The 20,176-nt window shown below is 36.6% G+C and carries 17 protein-coding genes and 1 other annotated feature (1 of these 18 running past the window's edge); of the genes, 2 read left to right on the top strand and 15 right to left on the bottom strand.

Annotation, left to right across the window (positions count from 1 at the left end; genetic code table 11):
* Window position 1: 1 nt before the first annotated feature.
* From mtaB to trxA, 8 genes are all read right to left on the bottom strand, one after another.
* Window positions 2-1,315, bottom strand: a complete 1,314-nt coding sequence (gene mtaB, locus AC6I0I_RS05110; protein WP_262950412.1) for a tRNA (N(6)-L-threonylcarbamoyladenosine(37)-C(2))-methylthiotransferase MtaB — start codon at window positions 1,313-1,315, stop codon at window positions 2-4.
* A gap of 33 nt (window positions 1,316-1,348) precedes the next feature.
* Window positions 1,349-2,095 (bottom strand): 16S rRNA (uracil(1498)-N(3))-methyltransferase, encoded by a 747-nt coding sequence (locus AC6I0I_RS05105; protein ID WP_262950414.1) that lies wholly within the window; start codon window positions 2,093-2,095, stop codon window positions 1,349-1,351.
* 33 nt (window positions 2,096-2,128) lie between these two features.
* Complete coding sequence (gene prmA, locus AC6I0I_RS05100; RefSeq protein WP_161831732.1) at window positions 2,129-3,061, bottom strand: 50S ribosomal protein L11 methyltransferase; 933 nt, start codon at window positions 3,059-3,061, stop codon at window positions 2,129-2,131.
* 171 nt (window positions 3,062-3,232) lie between these two features.
* Window positions 3,233-4,375, bottom strand: a complete 1,143-nt coding sequence (dnaJ, locus tag AC6I0I_RS05095) for a molecular chaperone DnaJ (protein WP_161831731.1) — start codon at window positions 4,373-4,375, stop codon at window positions 3,233-3,235.
* A gap of 86 nt (window positions 4,376-4,461) precedes the next feature.
* Complete coding sequence (gene dnaK / locus AC6I0I_RS05090; protein ID WP_161831730.1) at window positions 4,462-6,270, bottom strand: molecular chaperone DnaK; 1,809 nt, start codon at window positions 6,268-6,270, stop codon at window positions 4,462-4,464.
* A gap of 25 nt (window positions 6,271-6,295) precedes the next feature.
* Window positions 6,296-6,862, bottom strand: a complete 567-nt coding sequence (gene grpE, locus AC6I0I_RS05085) for a nucleotide exchange factor GrpE (RefSeq protein ID WP_370512586.1) — start codon at window positions 6,860-6,862, stop codon at window positions 6,296-6,298.
* 3 nt (window positions 6,863-6,865) lie between these two features.
* Window positions 6,866-7,897 (bottom strand): heat-inducible transcriptional repressor HrcA, encoded by a 1,032-nt coding sequence (gene hrcA, locus AC6I0I_RS05080; protein ID WP_262950416.1) that lies wholly within the window; start codon window positions 7,895-7,897, stop codon window positions 6,866-6,868.
* Window positions 7,898-8,078: 181 nt separating this feature from the next.
* A complete protein-coding gene (trxA, locus tag AC6I0I_RS05075; RefSeq protein ID WP_161831728.1) occupies window positions 8,079-8,393 on the bottom strand; it encodes a thioredoxin in 315 nt (104 codons plus the stop codon).
* A gap of 299 nt (window positions 8,394-8,692) precedes the next feature.
* On the opposite strand from trxA, the gene AC6I0I_RS05070 reads away from it, so the two are divergent.
* Complete coding sequence (locus tag AC6I0I_RS05070; protein WP_161831727.1) at window positions 8,693-9,133, top strand: GNAT family N-acetyltransferase; 441 nt, start codon at window positions 8,693-8,695, stop codon at window positions 9,131-9,133.
* 68 nt (window positions 9,134-9,201) lie between these two features.
* Here AC6I0I_RS05070 and AC6I0I_RS05065 read toward each other — a convergent pair whose 3' ends face one another.
* A complete protein-coding gene (locus AC6I0I_RS05065; protein ID WP_161831726.1) occupies window positions 9,202-11,547 on the bottom strand; it encodes an endonuclease MutS2 in 2,346 nt (781 codons plus the stop codon).
* A 255-nt stretch (window positions 11,548-11,802) separates the two neighbouring features.
* Here AC6I0I_RS05065 and rnhC point away from each other — a divergent pair, with 255 nt between their 5' ends.
* Window positions 11,803-12,714 (top strand): ribonuclease HIII, encoded by a 912-nt coding sequence (rnhC, locus tag AC6I0I_RS05060; RefSeq protein ID WP_161831725.1) that lies wholly within the window; start codon window positions 11,803-11,805, stop codon window positions 12,712-12,714.
* A gap of 25 nt (window positions 12,715-12,739) precedes the next feature.
* Here the strand turns inward: rnhC and AC6I0I_RS05055 are convergent, their stop codons facing one another.
* The 6 genes from AC6I0I_RS05055 to ileS all read right to left on the bottom strand — a co-directional run bounded on the left by AC6I0I_RS05055 (window position 12,740) and on the right by ileS (window position 20,095).
* Window positions 12,740-14,017, bottom strand: a complete 1,278-nt coding sequence (locus AC6I0I_RS05055) for a rhomboid family intramembrane serine protease (protein WP_161831724.1) — start codon at window positions 14,015-14,017, stop codon at window positions 12,740-12,742.
* Window positions 14,018-14,034: 17 nt separating this feature from the next.
* Complete coding sequence (locus tag AC6I0I_RS05050; RefSeq protein ID WP_262953730.1) at window positions 14,035-14,949, bottom strand: RluA family pseudouridine synthase; 915 nt, start codon at window positions 14,947-14,949, stop codon at window positions 14,035-14,037.
* A gap of 76 nt (window positions 14,950-15,025) precedes the next feature.
* The gene (lspA, locus tag AC6I0I_RS05045; RefSeq protein WP_161831722.1) at window positions 15,026-15,487 is read right to left on the bottom strand and encodes a signal peptidase II; all 462 of its coding nucleotides are present in this window, start codon (window positions 15,485-15,487) and stop codon (window positions 15,026-15,028) included.
* A 118-nt stretch (window positions 15,488-15,605) separates the two neighbouring features.
* Window positions 15,606-16,085, bottom strand: coding sequence for a deoxycytidylate deaminase (locus AC6I0I_RS05040; RefSeq protein ID WP_161831721.1), 480 nt, complete (start codon window positions 16,083-16,085; stop codon window positions 15,606-15,608).
* Window positions 16,086-16,251: 166 nt separating this feature from the next.
* Entirely contained in the window at window positions 16,252-17,187 is a 936-nt protein-coding gene (locus AC6I0I_RS05035; RefSeq protein ID WP_262953729.1) for a DUF4097 family beta strand repeat-containing protein, read from the bottom strand.
* A gap of 172 nt (window positions 17,188-17,359) precedes the next feature.
* The gene (gene ileS / locus AC6I0I_RS05030; RefSeq protein WP_161831719.1) at window positions 17,360-20,095 is read right to left on the bottom strand and encodes an isoleucine--tRNA ligase; all 2,736 of its coding nucleotides are present in this window, start codon (window positions 20,093-20,095) and stop codon (window positions 17,360-17,362) included.
* Between the two features lie 63 nt (window positions 20,096-20,158).
* Window positions 20,159-20,176 (bottom strand) — a binding site (T-box leader); it runs 198 nt beyond the window's last position.

Genomic DNA, 20,176 nt, shown 5'->3' with positions numbered 1-20,176 from the left:
TTCACCCCTCATTAACAACTATTTCACCCTGACAGATCGGATAATCCGCTTTCACAACTTTAACAGGGACAACCTCCCCAATTAAATGAGTTTCTCCCTTAAACTCTACTTTTACATAATTACTTGCATGTCCAACCAAATATCCCTCTTTTGTATGCGACTTTTCTTCTGGAATGACTTGTAATACTTCTCCTTCACACGAACTAGCATACTCTTTAGCTAATTGTTCACTTAAAGCTAATAATTGATTAACACGCATTGATTTAACTAACTCAGGCACCTGATTTTCCATACGTGCAGCAGGTGTTCCATTACGCACAGAATAAGGAAAGACGTGTAGCTCTGAGAAACCAATACGTTTAATTGTTTCTAATGTTTCATTAAATAATTCTTCTGTTTCACCTGGGAAACCAACGATAACATCCGTCGTAATAGCTAAATTATCAAATAACTCTCTTAATTCCGCCACTTTTTCTTCAAACTCAGCTAATGTATACGGGCGTTTCATCCCTTTTAAAATTTCATTTGAGCCCGCTTGAATTGGCATGTGAAGATGGTTAACAATTTTATCCGATTTTTTCATCGCTTCAATGACATCATCGGTTACTTCTGAAGCCTCAATCGAAGAAATACGAATACGTTTAAGTCCTTCAATTTCTACGAGATCCATTAATAGTTGACCAAAACTATAATCTTCTAAGTCTTCCCCGTACGCTGCGGTATGAATTCCCGTTAACACAACCTCGCAGTGTCCATGATCAACAAGTTGTTTCACTTGATCAATAACCACTTCCGGTTTTTGTGAACGAACCGTTCCACGCGCCCATGGAATAATACAATATGTACAAAAGTTATTACATCCATCTTGAATCTTTAAGGTCGCACGTGTACGATCTGAGAACTGTGTAACATTCAATGTTTCAAAACCATCGACTTTAAAAACGTTTTGAATATGTGAAATTGGCTGACGTTCCTCACGGTATTTTTGTACAAGGGCTGGGATTTGATCGCGACCATGAGTACCAATGACGATATCTACACCATCAATATCCATAATTTCTTTAGGTTTGGTCTGCGCATAGCACCCCATAACGCACATAACAGCTTCAGGGTTGCGGCGGATAGCGCGTCGGATCACTTGACGACTCTTTTTATCCCCGGTATTAGTAACCGTACATGTATTAATAATATAAACATCTGCTACTTCTTTAAAATCTACCTTCTCATATCCCTCGTTTTTAAATAATTCCCAAACAGCTTCTGTTTCATAATGGTTTACTTTACATCCTAACGTATGAAATGCTACAGTTGGCATCCACATCAATCCTTTCTCTTCTCTTGTTGTTAGTTAAAGTTCTAATGCATAAGAGATAGCACTCATCACATAGATAGGAGCTGTTTCAGTCCTTAAGATACGTGCTCCTAATGCACAAGGTTTAAATCCGGACTCAATGAGCAATCGCTCTTCGCTTTCACTAATTCCACCTTCTGGCCCTATAATGACTAACATTTTTTCACCTGGTGAAATTTCGGTTAATGACTGTTTTAATTGCGATAAACGTCCCTGTTTAGCAATTTCTTCATAGGCAAACAGACAAACATCATACTCCGAGGCTTTCGCAATTAATTGTTTTAATGAATGAAGAGGAAATACTTCAGGCACCATCTGTCGGTGCGATTGTTCGGCCGCTTCTTTCGCAATTTTATTCCAACGCTCTAGTCTCTTCAGTGACTTTTTCTCATCCAATTTCACCACTGAGCGATCCATGATCAGAGGAATAAACGCAAAAGCACCACACTCGGTAGCCTTTTGGATAACCCATTCAAACTTATCACCTTTTGGCAACCCCTGAGCAATAGTAACATCAATGGGTAATTCTGTTTCCGATGCTACCTTTGAGTCTAATTTAACTTTAATTTCTTGTCCATCCATTTGCTCTATTGTCGATAAATAACAGACTTTGTCCTCATTACAAATAATAACTTGATCTGATAACCCCATTCTCATAACTCTAGAAATGTGGTGCGCATCATCGCCTGTAATAACCGCCATTTGATCATGAAATTGATGATTTTTCAAAAAATAACGTTGCATCTTACATCCTCCAACAGCTAATTTTTTATAATTTTAGGCTGATTGAGGCATAGCCACAATCGCTATCCAACCATTTTTTTCTTTAATTTGACAAATCTTAAATTGATGATGATTTAATGCTTCAACCACCAATTCCTTCTCATGTTCAACGATTCCCGAACAAATAAAAGGACGATTAGATGGTAAAACTTTTTTGACATCAGCTAACATTCCAATGATAATTGGCGCTAAGATATTAGCCACCATAAGCGTCGGTTTTTCATCTAGTGCATTTACACCATCAATTAAATTATTTTTTTCAACACATATATTTTGACAGTGATTTAATGCAACATTTTCTTTCGCTCGAATAACAGCCATCGCATCCAAATCCACCGCATACACTGATTTTGCACCTAATTTAGAAGCTGCAATCGCCAAAATTCCTGATCCGGTTCCAACATCTACGACCACTTGATTTTGATCAACATACTCTTCAATTAACTCTAAACAAAGCTGTGTAGTTTCGTGGGTTCCAGAACCAAAAGCCATACCTGGATCTAACATAATTTCAACTACATTAGGATCAGTTGTTGGTTCTAACCATGACGGTTTAATCACTAAACGCTCCGTAATTTCGATAGGTTGATAATGTTTTTTCCAACTATTGGCCCAGTCCTCCTCATCTAACTGACGAATTTGAAGGAGTTGTTGCGATTCATTTAAATTTAATAATTGCGTCCTTACATATTCTAATTGATGCTCGATATCAGGAGTTACGGCAAGATATCCCTTTATAACAACCCCTTCTTTCGGATAATCATCGGGATTAAGACGATAAATCTCACCAAATTGATCTTCATGCGCCTCTGTTAATGTATGAGAGTCCTCAACTAGAACCCCTTTTGAACCAGCTTCAATAAAAATATTGCTGACTAAATCGTAAGATTCATGACTCGTATGAAAACTTAATTCCAACCAGTTCATTACTTCACCTCTATTTCAAATTATTGAGCTAGTATCACTTACAATCATTTTATAACATTCTAGCCACTTTTTATATTTTTTTATTATATCATAAAATAATCTAAACATAAAATTTTGTCATTCATCGCTTAAAAAAGAGGTTGCAAGATCATTATCTCACAACCCCTTCACTTATTTAAAAGCTTTTTTTAATCGATCCCAAATTGACCCTGTTTTATCCTCTAACTGATCAAATTCATTCAATAGTTCTCTTTGACGATGATTTAATTTCTTTGGAACAACAAGTTTTACTTTAACGTAAAGATCACCTGTCATCTCACGGTTAATGTATTTAATTCCCTTATTACGTACCCTAAATTCTGTTCCTGGTTGTGTTCCTTCTGGAATTTTCAACGCGACCTTACCGTTTAAGGTTGGTACTTCAACCTCGGCACCTAGGGCTGCTTGAGAGAATGAAATTGGAATTTCACATCGAAGGTCATAGCCATCTCTGACAAAGAAGTCATGTGGTAAAACACGGAATGCAACATATAAATCTCCGCTTGGACCACCATTTCTACCTGCCTCTCCTTGACCACTTAGGCGAATTTGTTGTCCATCATCAATTCCCGCAGGAACCTTAACCTCAATTGTTTTTGTTTTATTGACTGTTCCACGTCCGTGACAAGCATCACAACGGTGTTTAATTTTCTTACCATCTCCGTGACAATCCGGACAAACACTTTGTGTTTGAACTCGTCCTAAAATAGTATTTTGGACTTCTGTTACACGTCCGCTACCGTTACATCTTGTACATGTTTCAATATCATCTTTTGAGCGAGCACCACTTCCACCACATTTTGTACACTCTTCTTCACGTGTCACTGAAATTTCTTTTGTTGCACCAAAGGCTGCCTCTTCAAAAGAAATAGTAATCGATTGTTGTAAATCATTTCCTCGTTGTGGAGCATTCGGATTTCGGCGGCCGGCTCCGCCACCAAATCCTCCGAAGCCTCCTCCAAACATACTTTCAAAAATATCCCCGATATCCTCGAAGCCTCCGGCTCCACCGAATCCGCCAAATCCTCCGAAGCCACCGGCTCCACCGAATCCTTCAGCTCCAGCGTGTCCAAATTGATCATAAGCCGCACGTTTTTGTTCGTCACTTAAAACATCATAGGCTTCCTGTACTTCTTTAAATTTTTCTTCCGCATTTTCCTCTTTCGAAACGTCCGGATGGTATTGTTTTGCCAATTTACGATATGCACGTTTAATTTCGATATCACTTGCCGTTTTTGAAACCCCAAGGATTTCATAATAATCACGTTTTGCCACGTCTTTACCCTCCTCTTCTTCTACTTTCCTAACTATATCATAAAAAAAGTCAAAGTCATAGTAGACTTTGACTTTTCACTTTTTTATTATACTTCTTTGTATTCAGCGTCTACAACTGAATCATCGCCTGAATTTCCTTCACCTTGTGCAGCCCCTGCAGCTTCTGCTGCTTTAGAATACACGCGAACTGCTAATTCTTGAGCAACTTTTTCAAGTTCTTCTTTTTTCGTTTTAATTTCATCCACATTACCTTCGCTTAATGCTTTTTGTAATGCTTCAACACCTGATTCAACATTAGCTTTTTCTTCAGCCGTTACTTCGTCACCTAATTCGCTAACTGATTTTTGTGCAGCAAAAATTAATTGCTCAGCTTCATTACGAATTTCAGCTTGCTCTTTACGTTTTGCATCCGCATCCGCATTTTCTTCTGCTTCACGAACCATACGATCGATTTCCTCGTCTGTTAATCCTGATCCCGAAGTAATAGTAATACGTTGTTCTTTTTGTGTTCCTAAATCTTTCGCTTTAACATTAACGATACCATTTGCATCAATATCAAATGTTACTTCAATTTGAGGAATTCCGCGAGGTGCCGCAGGGATATCACCTAATTGGAAGCGTCCTAATGTTTTATTATCGCTTGCCATTGGACGTTCACCTTGTAAAACGTGAATATCTACAGCTGGTTGGTTATCAGCAGCCGTTGAGAAAACTTGTGATTTTGAAGTTGGAATTGTTGTGTTACGTGGAATTAAGACAGTCATAACTTGTCCCATTGTTTCAATACCTAAAGATAATGGAGTTACGTCTAATAATAAGATGTCTTTAACGTCCCCTTGTAAGACTCCACCTTGGATTGCAGCTCCCATTGCAACAACTTCATCAGGATTTACCCCTTTATTTGGTTCTTTTCCTAATTCATTTTTAATTGCCGCTTGAACTGCAGGAATACGAGTTGATCCACCTACTAATAATACTTGATCTAAATCATTTGCTGTCATTTTTGCATCTTTTAATGCTTGGCGAACTGGTCCCATTGTACGTTCAACTAATGGAGCAGTCATTGCATCAAATTGCGCACGAGATAATGTTTTTTCTAAGTGTAATGGCCCTGTCGCATTCATAGAAATGAAAGGTAATGAAATTTGAACAGATGTTACACCTGATAAGTCTTTTTTAGCTTTTTCAGCCGCATCTTTTAAACGTTGCATCGCCATTTTATCCGCTGATAAATCAACACCTGTTTCAGATTTAAATTCTTTAACTAACCAATCAATGATTACTTGGTCGAAATCATCTCCACCTAAACGATTATCACCAGCCGTTGCTAAAACTTCGAATGTTCCATCTGCTAAGTCTAAGATAGAAACGTCAAATGTTCCTCCACCTAAATCGTAAACTAAGATAATTTGCTCTTTATCTGTTTTATCTAATCCATAAGCTAACGCAGCAGCTGTTGGTTCATTAATAATACGTTTTACATCTAAACCAGCAATACGTCCAGCATCTTTTGTCGCTTGACGTTCAGCATCGTTAAAATAAGCTGGTACAGTAATAACCGCTTCCGTTACTGGCTCTCCTAAATATGCCTCAGCCGTTGCTTTTAAGTTTTGTAAAATAATCGCTGAGATTTCTTGTGGTGTATATTCTTTACCTTCAATTGTCACTTTATGATTTGTACCCATATGACGTTTGATAGACATGATTGTATTTGGATTTGTAATTGCTTGACGTTTTGCTACGTCACCTACTTGACGTTCGTCACCTTTAAATGAAACAACAGATGGTGTTGTACGAGAACCTTCTGGATTCGCAATAACCTTAGCTTCTCCACCTTCCATTACAGAGACACATGAATTTGTTGTTCCTAAATCGATACCAATAATTTTACCCATAGAGATTCATCCTCCTAATCTATTTTTATTCGCTTACTTTCACCATCGACGGGCGAATCACGCGATCTTTTAACTTATATCCTTTTTGTAACTCTTGTAAAACAATACCTGAAGCTACACCTTCAACAGACTCCTGCATCACCGCTTGGTGAACAGTTGGATCGAAAGCCACACCTTCTGCTTCGATGACTTCAACGCCTTCTTGTTTTAACGCCTCTACAAGTTGAGCGTGAATCATCTTAAAGCCTGTTAAAAATGTTTTTGTACTTTCATCTTCAACGGTTGTCGCTAAAGCGCGCTCAAAGTTATCAATCGCTGGAATAATGCTTGTTACGATTGATTGGGAACGATACTTCATTTCACGTGTACGTTCTTCATTCATTCGACGTTTAAAGTTTTCAAGCTCAGCAGCATTTCTTAATAATTGATCTTTTAAATCTTCAATTTGTTGCTTTAAACTTTCTGTTTCCGAAACTTCTTCAACAACTTCTGTTGTCTCTTCATTTTCTTGACAACACGTTGATTCATTTTCTTCGATAGTTGTTTCGTCTAATTCCTCAACTGATTGGGCTTCCTTATTCAATCGTCCCACCTCCTATTTATATAAATCAGACATAATGCGAGCGACCTGTTCTAACAGAGGAATAATCTTGCGATATTCCATTCGAGTGGGTCCCAAAACGGCAATCTTACCAAATTCATAATCATTAATTTGATAAGGAACTGTAATGAGTGTACAATCCTCCATCGCCTTAATCTCATTTTCCTGTCCAATTTTGACCGTTAATTGGTGGCTATCTTCATCGGCCTCTATCACTTTAACAATTTCGTCGGCTTCTATCATATTAAATAAATGATAAGCTTTATCTAAATCGTTAAATTCGGGTTGCTTCAGTATATTTGATTTTCCACTTAAAATATAGTTATGTTGATTTAATGACTGAGTCAAAAGTTGTAACATGGCATACATAATCTCTTCCTTATAAGAAATGAAATCATGCAGTTGATTTTCAAAACTCTCAGTCAATTTTTCTTGAACCCGACCGATGTATTCACCGACTAATAATTCATCGAGCGCCTTAATAATAGTCTCCATTCGTGCAATGTCCATATCTTCAGGTAATGTAACTGTTCGGCTTTCAACATGCCCTTGATCCGTAATTAAAACAAATACCGCTTGGCGTGCAGAAATTGGAACAAACTGAATTTTTTTCACCCGACTGTAATCCCTAGAGGGACCAAGTAAAATAGACGTATAATTTGTTAAGCTTGATAGGAGACGCACCGCTTCTTTAATTGTGGTTTCGCGCTCAAATTGTTTTTGTTCTAACAATTGTTTAAATATTCCTACCTCTGGTGTCGTTTCTATTGGTTCTTGATTGATGATAAAATCTACATAATAACGATAACCCTTTTGACTAGGAACACGTCCACTTGATGTATGAGTTTTTTCAATAAATCCTAAATCCTCTAAATCAGCCATATCATTACGGATAGTAGCCGCGGAGAAATTCAAATCCTCCTTTTTAGAAAGGACCCTAGAACCAACAGGTTGTGCAGTCTGTATGAACTCTTCTACAATTGCCTTTAAAACTAATATCTGCCGTTCTGTTAGCAATGTAAACACCTCTTTTAGCACTCCTCATCATCAAGTGCTAATACAATTATATATCTTCCTATTAGCACTGTCAACAATTAAGTGCTAATTTTTTTATTTTCTATTTCATTTTATTCTTTTACCCTATCCCCTCCGTTTAAACATAAAAAAAGAGGCTACTTCTTCAGTATATCCTCTTTTTTCTTTTTTATTATTTATTTGTTTCAATTAATGATAATAATGAAGCTTTTGGTTGGAAACCTACCGTTTGTTGAATAGCTTGACCATCTTTAAACAAAATTAATGTTGGAATTGACATGACTTGATATTCTGCTGCCACTTCTTTACAATGATCAACGTTAACTTTTACAACCTTCGCTGTTTTTTCAACTTCCTGTGCTAATTCGTCTAAAACAGGAGCGATCATTTTACAAGGCCCACACCAATCGGCATAAAAATCAACTAATACTAATCCATCTGCAATTTCATTTGCAAATGACTCTTCTGTCGCATGAATAACTGACATCTATATTCCTCCTCTTATCTTTCTTTCTAAAATTAAGTATAACATATTCCCATGAAATTACAAATACCTTGCACTTTCTTTCCTATTATCTCACAATATTTTAAATCTATCCTCATTCATTAGATGAAATGTAAATCCTACAGCTTTAGATTGATATTGCTTCGCCTTCTCTTTAATTCTTTAATTTAAGATACAGGCAATGGTTCCTCACCCTCAAATACTTATCATTTTCTTCTATACTTGACAAGATTCCTCAGCGGTTTTTATAATAATTTCAATAAGTAAAAGGAGGAATACGTATGTTGACATTTACCGAAATAACACCCCAAGATATTAAGGAATTAGCCCAACTCTTTATTGAGACATTTAATAGTAGTCCATGGAATGAGCAATGGACGACGGAGACCGCCGAAAAAAGATTATCTCAAATGATTCATGTGGAATCCTTTTACGGTTTGAAAGCTTTTTTTGATGGGGAGCTATGCGGCTTAATTTTAGGTTGTATGGAACAGTACGATCATCATATTAATTTTTATCTACGAGAATTTTGCATTAAAAACTCTTTACAAGGGAAAGGAATTGGAACACTTATTTTAAAAACCTTTGAGGAAAAACTGATTCAAAATGATGTTAAAGAACTTTACTTATGTACAGCTAGAAACAGTACTGCTGAACTCTTTTATCACAAAAATAAATATGAGGAAGATAAAAAGTTGTTACTTCTCTCTAAGCAACTCTAATCCCGATTTTCTCTCGATCTTATTCAAAAAGCTGACTTCAACAATGGGTTGAAGTCAGCTTTTCATTTTTACTTTAACTCGACAACCGTCGCACCAGTTCCACCTTCACCAGCACCACCAAATCTGAATGAGGCCACATGTTTATTTTGTTTTAAATATTTATGAACACCTTGACGGAGAGCCCCTGTTCCGTGCCCATGGATAATTGTCACCGTTTGATATCCCGCTAACAATACTTCATCCATATATTTATCTAAACGTAACATGGCGTCTTCATAACGTTCACCTCGTAAGTCAAGTTGAATCCCTATGTCTGTTCGACGCTTATGAATCATTTTACCTTTAGCCGTATCCTTTTTCTTTACAGATTTACGTAAATACTCTAGGTCATCCGCCTTAATATTTACCTTCATCATGCCAAGCTGAACCATCCATTCTCCATTTTTAGTTTGTTCAATTAATTCCCCTTGACGATTGAGTGAAAGTACCATAACTTCATCTCCCGGCTTCAATGGAGCCTTGTTACGGGCCTTACGTTTAAACTGCTCGGCTTGCTTTGCCTCTGAGGCCTTTAAAGCAGTTAACTTCTCTGTTAATTCATGATCCTTTATCGTCAAGTCTGCCGCCTTTTTGGCTTGGCGTAAATCAGCGACAATTTGTTCTGCCTCTTCCTTAGCCTGGCGAATATTTTCAAATGCCTCTTTTTTTATTTGCTCTAATAATTTTTCTCGCTCCGCCTCAAATTTAGCAATTTTTCGCTCATAGTCTAAGCGCATTTGTTCAACTTCCTGATTTTGCTGTTGAAGACCTTGAATTTCTCGATCAAGTTCTAATCCTCGATCCTCTAACTTAGTAATTAAATCCGTTAACTCTGTCTTAGTTGTTTCAACTCGCGTACGAGCTGCCTCTAAAATTGCCTCTTTTAAGCCAAGACGTTTGGAAATCTCAAAGGCATTTGAACGTCCCGGAACGCCAACTAACAGACGATAGGTAGGTGATAAAGTTTCAATATCAAATTCAACGGAAGCATTAATTACATCATCACATTCATAAGCATAAGCCTTCAACTCAGGATAATGGGACGTTGCAATAGTCCTTGCTCCTCTGACCTTTACATAGTCTAAAATAGAAATGGCTAGCGAGGCCCCCTCTTTCGGATCTGTTCCCGCTCCTAATTCGTCAAAAAGAATTAAGCTATTCACCGTCAAGCGCTCCATAATACGAACAATATTAGTCATATGAGAAGAAAAGGTTGATAAACTCTGTTCGATACTTTGTTCATCACCAATATCAGCAAAAACATGGTCAAAAATAGCTAACTGTGAAGAAGCATGCGCAGGAATCAAAAGTCCAGACTGCGCCATCAACGTCAGTAAACCTACCGTTTTTAATGTGACCGTTTTTCCTCCGGTATTAGGACCGGTAATCACAATTGTTGTGTATTCATCACCAATTTCAATGTCATTTGCGACCACTGTACGCGCATCAATCAACGGGTGTCTTGCCCCGACAAGACGTATAATCCCCTTTTGGTTCATCTTTGGACGTATTCCGTGAATAAGGCGGGCATATTTCCCCTTAGCAAACATAAAGTCAATTTCACTTAAAACGTCGACATTAACAGATAATTCGTCCACAAACTTTTTAACCTCTTCTGTTAATGCCCTTAAAATACGCTCAATTTCGCGACGTTCTTCCACATGGTATTCTTGTAACTTATTATTTAAATCCACCACTTCTTTTGGTTCAATAAAATACGTATTTCCCGAAGACGACTGATCATGTACGGTTCCACCAAATGTATTTTTAGCTTCCGCACGCACGGGAACAACGTATCGCTCATTTCGAATCGTTACAATTCCATCGGTTAATTTATTTCGACGTTCAGCCACAACCTGATTTAACTTCTCTTTAATTCGACTTTCCGTTGCTTGAATCGCTCGTCGGATGGTACGCAGCTCAGGTGAGGCGCTATCTAAAACGGATCCCGTTTCATCAATACAATCATTAATGGCTGATTGCAAACGATTTAGTGAGACTAGACTGTCTACCTGTGACATAAAAATTGGGGCCTCAACTTTTATATCTGTTAACCGATCCGAAAACGCCTTAAGTTGAGAAACGGCATATAATAGTCGGCTAATACTTAAAAGTTCGTTTGCACTCAGTAACGCCGAAATTTTAGCTCGTTTAATCGGTTCCGTAATATCACTTACACCCCCGAGCGGAGCCTCACCCAATGCTAAAATAATCTTTAATGCTTCATCTGATTGATTTAACGTATACTCTACCTGCTTCTCATCTGTAGAGGGCATTAATAAAGCTACCCGCTTTAATCCTAGTGATGACGCACATAATGATTCAACTGTCTGTTTAATTTTATGAAATTCTAATATTTGAATGGCTTGTTTCATTCATCTCACTCCAACTGCCTAAAAAATGCAAATATATTATCGATGTTATTTTATCACAAATTTACCTAAAAACCTAGCCATGTCTATTGATGACATCCACTCATTAAAAATATATAATCTCTTTTATTATTTCACTTCATTGAAATTTTTATTCCCGGCCCTGCGTCCCTTACGGAAAAAGATTATATTTTCATAGGAAACATCTCCTTTTTCTGTTAAAATCATACTAGACACTGAAGAAAGGCAGGAAAGACTATGGCCACTATTACATTAACTGTTTCTCAAGAAAAATTAGAAAAAATGTACCTGCATTATAGCAAACATATCGTTAAAATTCCTAACCATACACTATTCCAAGCAAAAACGGCAAACTGTACAATTACAGCCTATCTAAGTAAAAAAGTAGTTTTTCAAGGAAAATCACCTGAAGTAGAAGCTAAACAATGGGGATCTTCTGCTCAATCAACCCCTAAAACAACGATATCACACTCACAACTTCCCGAACAAATCGCAACAATGAGTGCCGTCGGATGCGATGAAGTTGGCACAGGCGATTATTTTGGACCATTAGTCGTTTGTTGTGCCTACGTCCCGCAGGATCAAATAAAAAAACTTCAAGACATGGGAGTTAAAGATTCTAAAGCATTAAAAGATAGCGAAATTTTGCACCTTGCCAAACAAATCGAACCCTATATTAAACACCAGGTTCTTATTCTACCTAATCAAAAATATAACGAGATGATAGACCGGGGAATGAATGCAAATTCAATTAAAGCTTTTTTACACAATCAAGCTTTACTGAAACTTACCGCTTCGCTTAACCCCTACCCAGAGTATTTAATTATGGATGAATTTGTTAATGAAAGAAAGTATTTTGAATACTTAACCCAACTGCCTAAACAATCTCCTATCATTAAAGATCACCTGTATTTTATACAAAAAGGTGAATCTGTTCATATAGCCGTAGCAGCAGCATCTATTTTAGCACGCGCCTCATTTGTCAAATATATGTCCATTATGAGTAAAAAATTAAACTTTGAGTTACCTAAAGGTGCTGGAGATCCAGTTGATGTAGCAGGACGTCGACTTATCCAACAACTCAATACGCAACAGTTTAAGGACCTAACAAAATGGCACTTTGCTAACACAAAAAAAATTATAAAATAAAAAAAGTTCGCGATGCGAACTTTTTTTATTGAACCCATTCATTTGGATCAAGTTTTAAACGCTGTTTAAACACTTCTAACTTTTCTATTTGGTGGGTTTGATAATAATAGGCCATAACACTACGGTTATAAGTACTATAATCTGTTTGACTTGTTAAATAGGCCCCACGGTTAAAAAGCCCCGTGATTAAAATAAGTAAGGTTGCTCCAGCTAAAAATGTACGTGAGATATAATACGACTGTTTGGGCACACCTAAAATACTTGCGATTAAAAAGCCTCCTAAAAAACCTCCTAAGTGTCCATAAACATCAATACCCGGCTCAATTATGATCCAAAAAATTGAAAAGATTAAAATAGGAAACACTAATGTGCGAACAAAGTGCATAAATATTTTTCGCTGTTCTAGCCCTAAAAATAAAATCGCTCCTAATAACCCATAGGCAACGGTAGAGGCACCAATAGATAACCCTTCTACAAAGGCATAACTACACAAATTACCAAAAATAGCGGAGCCAATCATTAATATAATCATTCGCCACCACCCAAAAACGTGCTCTACCATCCGTCCAAATTGATAAATAAATACCACGTTAAATAGAAGATGCATTAAATCAAAATGTAAAAAGGATGGCGTTAATAACCGATAATAATCCCCCGATAATATGAGCGGATTATATTTTGCCCCATAATTAATAGCAATTGGAACGAGCCATTCCTTTATCGGTTGAAGATGTAAAAAAAGGAAGACCGCTGTTAAAACGATTAAAAATGTATACGTGACGATTGCCCGTGATTGAAACATTAACATGTTCTTGACATGAAGTGCCTTCTCTTTTGTCGACTCATGCATCTGAGCCATGACCTGTGCCATGGGTTGCTCAAGCTCAGCAGATTGCAAATGAGAAAAAAGTTGCTGCAACTCGACATTTTTTTTAAAGTCACTCGCTTCATTAATATCAATTACCTTTAAATAATGGCGATCATCATTTAATAAATGGGGGCGTGTAGGATTAATATTAAGAATAAGAACATTTAATCGTCCCATTAAATAACGACGACGAAGGCGAGCACGTATCACATGCACCTGTTTAAAAAGTTGTGTTGTTTGTTCTTCATTAAACATACTCCGCTGATTAAGATAAATGAGTTGTACCGTTGGATGCGATAAATTTTCTAACCAAACATCTCGCTCATTTCCAACATACACATAACCTTCCTCTGACATTAAATAATGGACGATGTTCATCGCTAATTCACTTTGAATTTCTATCCGAATTTCTTTCATCACACCTCGATTTGTCATCTCATCATCACCCATACCTATCCTAATTTTTCAAGGCTCTCAAGAGCTTCTTCAAAATAGGAAGGCAGTTCAGCCGAAAACTCTAAGTACTTTCCGGTTTTAGGATGATCAAAACCTAAAACTGCTGCGTGTAAAAATTGACCCCATTCACTACTAATTGTTTTACGTGGTCCGTATTGTGGATCTCCAGCTAAAGGATAACCGATATATTTCATATGAACACGGATTTGATGCGTGCGTCCAGTCTCTAAACGGCATTCAATTAAGGTAAAATTTTTGAAGCGACGTAACACTTTAAAGTGAGTAACTGCATGCTTTCCACCTTCGATTACCGTCATTTTTTTTCGATCCTTTGGATCTCGGCCAATCGGGGCATCAACCGTCCCATTATCATGAGGAATTTCGCCATGAACAAGGGCAATATACCGACGAGTTACTGTTTTTTCCACTAACTGATTAACAAGCGATTCATGCGCAAGGTCATTTTTTGCCACCATGAGTAAACCTGATGTATCTTTATCAATACGATGCACAATTCCTGGACGTAAAACCCCATTTATTCCTGATAAATTTTTTGCTTGAGCCATTAATCCATTTACAAGTGTTCCACTCATACTTCCTGGAGCAGGATGAACAACCATACCTGATGGTTTGTTCACTACCATTACATAGTCGTCTTCATAGACAATATCTAAATCCATGTCTTCTGGAACAACATCCAACGCTTCTGGTTCGGGAATAGTTAGATGGATTTGATCATTCAAACGGCATTTATAGTTTGCTTTTTCCACTTTTTCATTGATCAGGACTTTTTTATCCTTAATTAATTGTTGAATATACGAGCGGGATAAATCGCTAAATAATTCACTTAATACTTTATCTAGTCGAACACCTACTAACTCCTCTGGTACGATTACTATTTCTTGGTCCATAAATTGCACGTCCTTTCCATAAAGCAAAACTACCCTTTATAACCTCCCCGTTTATCTTTTCATATCATTTTTAATGTTATCCGCGTTTTTTAACATCTAAAACAGCATCAATTCCCATTAATAAAACACCTATACACAAGGCACTATCGGCAATATTAAAGATAGGAAAATCATACCCAAAAATATAAACATTAATAAAATCGGTGACTTGCTGATAAAGCACACGATCAATTAAATTTCCTAGGGCTCCCCCTAAAATTAACGATAACGCAATTAAAAGCAATTTTTCTTTTTTAACATCTAACTTTTTAATCCATAGAACAACCATTGTGACGACTAAAACTGTAACGACATAGAAGAAAATCATTTTACCTTGTAATATTCCCCAAGCAGCCCCCTGGTTACGGTGCGACGTCAAATATAAAAAATGATCAATTAATGGGATAGATTGACCAATTGTCATATATTTCATCACTAAAAATTTAGATAATTGGTCAATAATTAGTGAGGAAACAACGATAAAAAAAGAAAGCCACATTTATTTCACTACTCCTTTATTCTTCATTTTACCTTGACATTTCACCATTATAACAAACAATTTATTTTTTGTATACATTCCCCAATCCTTACCGAGATATCTCGACATTCAGTCCATCTTATTCCTTTAATTCGAGTTGAATAGAAACTGCTATTGTTCCCATTTGACGATAGGTGACACCTGCCGCATCTAACATTCGTTTAGAAGCCAACGTACTATCCGTATTCGCATATTTGTCACTCATAAAGATAATTTCATCAATTCCAGACTGGATAATATATTTTGCACACTCATGACAAGGAAATAACGAAACATATAATCGACATCCACTTAAATTTCCAGTGCTATTTAAAATTGCGTTTTGCTCAGCATGGACAACATACGGATATTTTGTTTTTAGAAAATCCCCTTCACGTTCCCATGGAAATTCTTGATCTGAACACCCTCTTGGAAATCCATTATAACCAATTCCTACAATACGATTTTTTTTATTAACAATGCATGCTCCAACTTGGGTTTGAGGGTCCTTGCTTCTCATCGCCGATAAGAGTGCAATCCCCATAAAATATTCGTCCCAACTTAAATAAGTTTCCCGCATTTATTAAGGCACCTCCAACTCTTCTGTTTTTACTATCTACTCTATGACCACCTTTTGTTGATCAGAGAAAAATTGCTACTATCGATCCTGTCAGTCTTTTTACCTTAGGAAGCGCCTAATGAACAACATCTTCTCAGATATTTCTTTTCCACCATGAATCATAGGCTTATTCTGAATAAATATTTAAAATATTAGCTTCTATTTTATCTTGAGAACTAGTCTTAGAACGTGTTAATGATTGTATTTGGTAATCTAAATTTTCGTTAATTAACGTAAACTTTCCAGTTAATTGTTCCACCTCTAAGTGTTTCAAGTAAAGATTTTCTCCAGTGAAATCACCGTTTACCGTTTCAGCGGATAACCTTCCTCCATCTAAGTCAGATAATTGAAATTCACCATTCACTGTTTCAAATGAAAACTCATCTGAGTCAACTTGATTAACTTTTAAGGCTCCATTCACAGCTTCTAAATCAAGAGATGTTAAAAATTCACTCTTGTTTACAAAGATATGTCCATTTACTAGCTCCAACTCACCTTCTTTAAAGGTAGAACGAGTCACACTAATCTGTCCATTCACTACCTCAACATTTAAATCTCGTCCATCTGCTTCTAAGCAAACATTTCCATTCACCGTTTCTAAATCAAAATCGACGGTATCACCAGGAACCTGTATAGTAATCTTCGCTTTTTTCTCTTTCATGTCACCAAATGGCCAAATGAAAGGTTGTTTTTTTTCTTTGATCACGAGTTCCCTGTCAGTTCTATCCATCCGATAATGCTCTGGACGATCCGTACTGATTTTAACTCCTAGTTCTCCATTTTTCGATTTTTCAATCATAACATCCGCTTGAATTAATTCAACACTTACGTCAAAAGGTGTATCTACCGGCAATGTAAAGTAGCTTTCATGAATAGATTCCCCATTTGACCCTATTTCATACGATAAATTTGTTGTTCCTCCAAATCGAGGATCTAAAAATCTAGATAAAATATGATCAACTTTCATCGGTAAATCAATTACTCGAGTTAAAATTCCCGTTATTATTCCGGCAATAATTACACTCATTAAAATAATAGAAAACCCTTTAATCTTTCTCCCCATATAAATCCCCCCTAAAATACAACATAAGGAACTTGACGCTAAAATGGCCCCTCCGTGATAACACAAATTATTTAAAGTTTCTCTTCATTTTATGCAAAAATAATCAAAAATTTTCCTCTTTATCATTCATTAATAGAAAGGACAATAACCTAAAGGCTATTGTCCATCTGAATTATCCATTAACGACTTCTGAACAACGGTTACAAATTCCCGCTTCATCGATATCATCTACAATTAACCAACAACGTGCACATGTATGCCCTTCTGCTGCTTCGACGATAACCGATAATCCATCAAATTGTAACGCTTGATCTGGCGCCTGACCTTCTTCGATGACTAAGTCAGACACAATGAAAATTTGTTTTAAATCAGCGTTTAATGATTCTAATAATGCTTTCTTCGATGCGTCTGGATATAAATGCAATGATGCATTTAATGATTTACCAATAACCTTTTCATTACGCGCAATTTCTAATGCTTTTAATACGTCATGGCGTAAGGCTAATAATTGGTTCCATTTTGCCGATACCTCATCCGCATTTTCATACAATTTAACCTCCGGCATATCTGTTAAGTACACAGATACCTCAGTGCTTCCTGGAATATATGAATAAACTTCATCCGCCGTATGAGGAATAACTGGTGCAAGTAATCGTACTAAATCGCAAACATGATGGTATAATACCGACTGAATTGAACGTCGTGCGTGGCTATCTTTTGCATCAATGTATAAAATATCCTTTGTAAAATCTAAATAAAAGGCGCTTAAATCATTTGAAATATAGTTGTTAATTGATTTAAAGACATCATCAAAACGATATTCCTCGTATGCTGCCTTTAATTCAGCTGTTAATTCATTTAAACGAATCATCATAAATTGATCCACTTCGTTTAAAGAGTCATAATCTAATAAATCTGTTTCAGGATTAAAATCATTTAAGTTTCCTAATAAGAATCTAAATGTATTACGCATTTTACGATAGCTTTCAGAAACTTGTTTTATTAAATCTTCAGAAATACGTACATCTGCCTGATAATCAACTGAGGCTACCCACAATCTTACAATATCTGCTCCATACGTGTTAATTAATTTTAATGGATCCACTGTGTTTCCAATCGATTTAGACATTTTGCGTCCTTGTCCATCAAGTACGAATCCATGACTCACAACAGTTTTATACGGTGCTTTTCCTGTCATTGCAACTCCCGTTGAAAGAGAAGAGTTAAACCATCCTCGATACTGATCTGAACCTTCTAAATATAAATCAGCTGGATATGGTAAGCCACGCTCTACTAAAACGCCGTGGTGAGATGATCCTGAGTCAAACCACACATCCATGATATCCATTTCTTTTCTGAATTTTCCATTTGGGCTTCCAGGGTGAGTAAATCCTTCCGGTAATAAAGCTTCAGCCTCTAACTCAAACCAGATATTTGAACCTTTTTCACGGAATAAGTTAGCCACGTGGTTAATCACAGCCTCATCTAAAATAGCCTCACCATTTTCCGCATAAAAAACAGGAATTGGAACTCCCCAAACACGTTGTCGTGAAATACACCAATCTGCACGATCCTTAATCATATTTCCTAATCGCACTTCTCCCCATGATGGTAACCATTTTACTTCCTTAATTTGTTCCATCATTTGAGGCTTTAATGCTTCGATTGAAGCAAACCATTGTTCCGTTGCACGGAAGATAATAGGTTTTTTTGTACGCCAATCATGTGGGTAAGAGTGAGTAATAAACTTTAATCCAAGTAACGCACCATTTTCCTCTAGCTTTTGTCCTACAGCTTTATTCGCATCTTCATAGTATAATCCTTCGAATTCCAATGCTTCTTTTGTCATATAGCCGCGATGATCAACTGGACATAAAACTTCTAAATTATATTTACGTCCTACGTTAAAATCGTCTTCCCCGTGTCCTGGAGCCGTATGAACAAGACCTGTCCCAGCTTCTAGTGTGACATGATCCCCTAAGATTAACAATGATTCACGATCAAAAATTGGGTGTTTTGCGGTCATATATTCAAAGTCTGACCCTTTATGTGTTGCAACAATCTCATAATTATCCCAATTAAATTCTTCAGCTAAAGATTTAACAAGCTCTTTAGCAACAATAAACTTACGTCCTGAAACAGCTACTGTCGCATACTCTAAATCTGCATTGACACAGATCGCTAGATTTCCTGGAATCGTCCAAGGTGTTGTTGTCCAAATGACAAACTCTTCATCACCTGACAGAATATCTTTTCCATCCACCACCTTAAAGGCAACATAAATAGATGGTGATTTCTTATCATGGTATTCAATTTCTGCCTCTGCTAGTGCTGTTTCCGATGACGGTGACCAATAGATAGGCTTTAATCCCTTATAAATCAAACCATCTTTCACCATTTTACCAAACACTTTAATTTGCTCAGCTTCAAACTCCTTTTGTAATGTAATATAAGGATTGTCCCAGTCACCTAATACACCTAGACGTTTAAATTGTGTTTTTTGTCCTTCTACTTGTTCTAAGGCATATTGTTGGCATAATTCACGGAATTCTGCTACTGTTTTTTCTTTACGATTAATTTTTTTATTATTTGTTAACGCCTGCTCAATAGGTAATCCATGTGTATCCCAACCCGGAATATAAGGAGAATAAAAACCATTCATATTTTTATAACGAATAATAAAATCTTTTAATATTTTATTCATCGCATGACCCATGTGAATATTTCCATTTGCATATGGAGGCCCATCGTGTAAAACAAACGGTGTTTTATCTTTATTTTTATCTAATACACGTTGATAAATCTTTTCATCATACCACTTTTGTTCAATTTGTGGTTCTCGTTTAGGAAGATTCCCACGCATTGGGAAATCTGTTTTAGGCATTAATAACGTTTCTTTTAATTCCATCGTACAATTACCCCTTTTTATCTTTTTATATAGTTTCATGAGAATAAAAAAAACTTTTCATCACCTAAGGACGAAAAGTTT

It is taken from the genome of Turicibacter sp. St.80E1 (assembly GCF_059728495.1).
The sequence above is the reverse complement of the archived record's forward strand: the minus strand, read 5'-3'. Positions and strand labels throughout refer to the sequence as shown.

Coding starts and splice junctions, on each gene's coding strand:
- mtaB (WP_262950412.1), bottom strand. CDS start 1,315: ATGCCAACTGTAGCATTTCATACGTTAGGATGTAAAGTAAACCATTAT.
- AC6I0I_RS05105 (WP_262950414.1), bottom strand. CDS start 2,095: ATGCAACGTTATTTTTTGAAAAATCATCAATTTCATGATCAAATGGCG.
- prmA (WP_161831732.1), bottom strand. CDS start 3,061: ATGAACTGGTTGGAATTAAGTTTTCATACGAGTCATGAATCTTACGAT.
- dnaK (WP_161831730.1), bottom strand. CDS start 6,270: ATGGGTAAAATTATTGGTATCGATTTAGGAACAACAAATTCATGTGTC.
- trxA (WP_161831728.1), bottom strand. CDS start 8,393: ATGTCAGTTATTCATGCGACAGAAGAGTCATTTGCAAATGAAATTGCA.
- AC6I0I_RS05070 (WP_161831727.1), top strand. CDS start 8,693: ATGTTGACATTTACCGAAATAACACCCCAAGATATTAAGGAATTAGCC.
- AC6I0I_RS05065 (WP_161831726.1), bottom strand. CDS start 11,547: ATGAAACAAGCCATTCAAATATTAGAATTTCATAAAATTAAACAGACA.
- rnhC (WP_161831725.1), top strand. CDS start 11,803: ATGGCCACTATTACATTAACTGTTTCTCAAGAAAAATTAGAAAAAATG.
- AC6I0I_RS05055 (WP_161831724.1), bottom strand. CDS start 14,017: ATGACAAATCGAGGTGTGATGAAAGAAATTCGGATAGAAATTCAAAGT.
- AC6I0I_RS05050 (WP_262953730.1), bottom strand. CDS start 14,949: ATGGACCAAGAAATAGTAATCGTACCAGAGGAGTTAGTAGGTGTTCGA.
- lspA (WP_161831722.1), bottom strand. CDS start 15,487: ATGTGGCTTTCTTTTTTTATCGTTGTTTCCTCACTAATTATTGACCAA.
- AC6I0I_RS05040 (WP_161831721.1), bottom strand. CDS start 16,085: ATGCGGGAAACTTATTTAAGTTGGGACGAATATTTTATGGGGATTGCA.
- AC6I0I_RS05035 (WP_262953729.1), bottom strand. CDS start 17,187: ATGGGGAGAAAGATTAAAGGGTTTTCTATTATTTTAATGAGTGTAATT.
- ileS (WP_161831719.1), bottom strand. CDS start 20,095: ATGGAATTAAAAGAAACGTTATTAATGCCTAAAACAGATTTCCCAATG.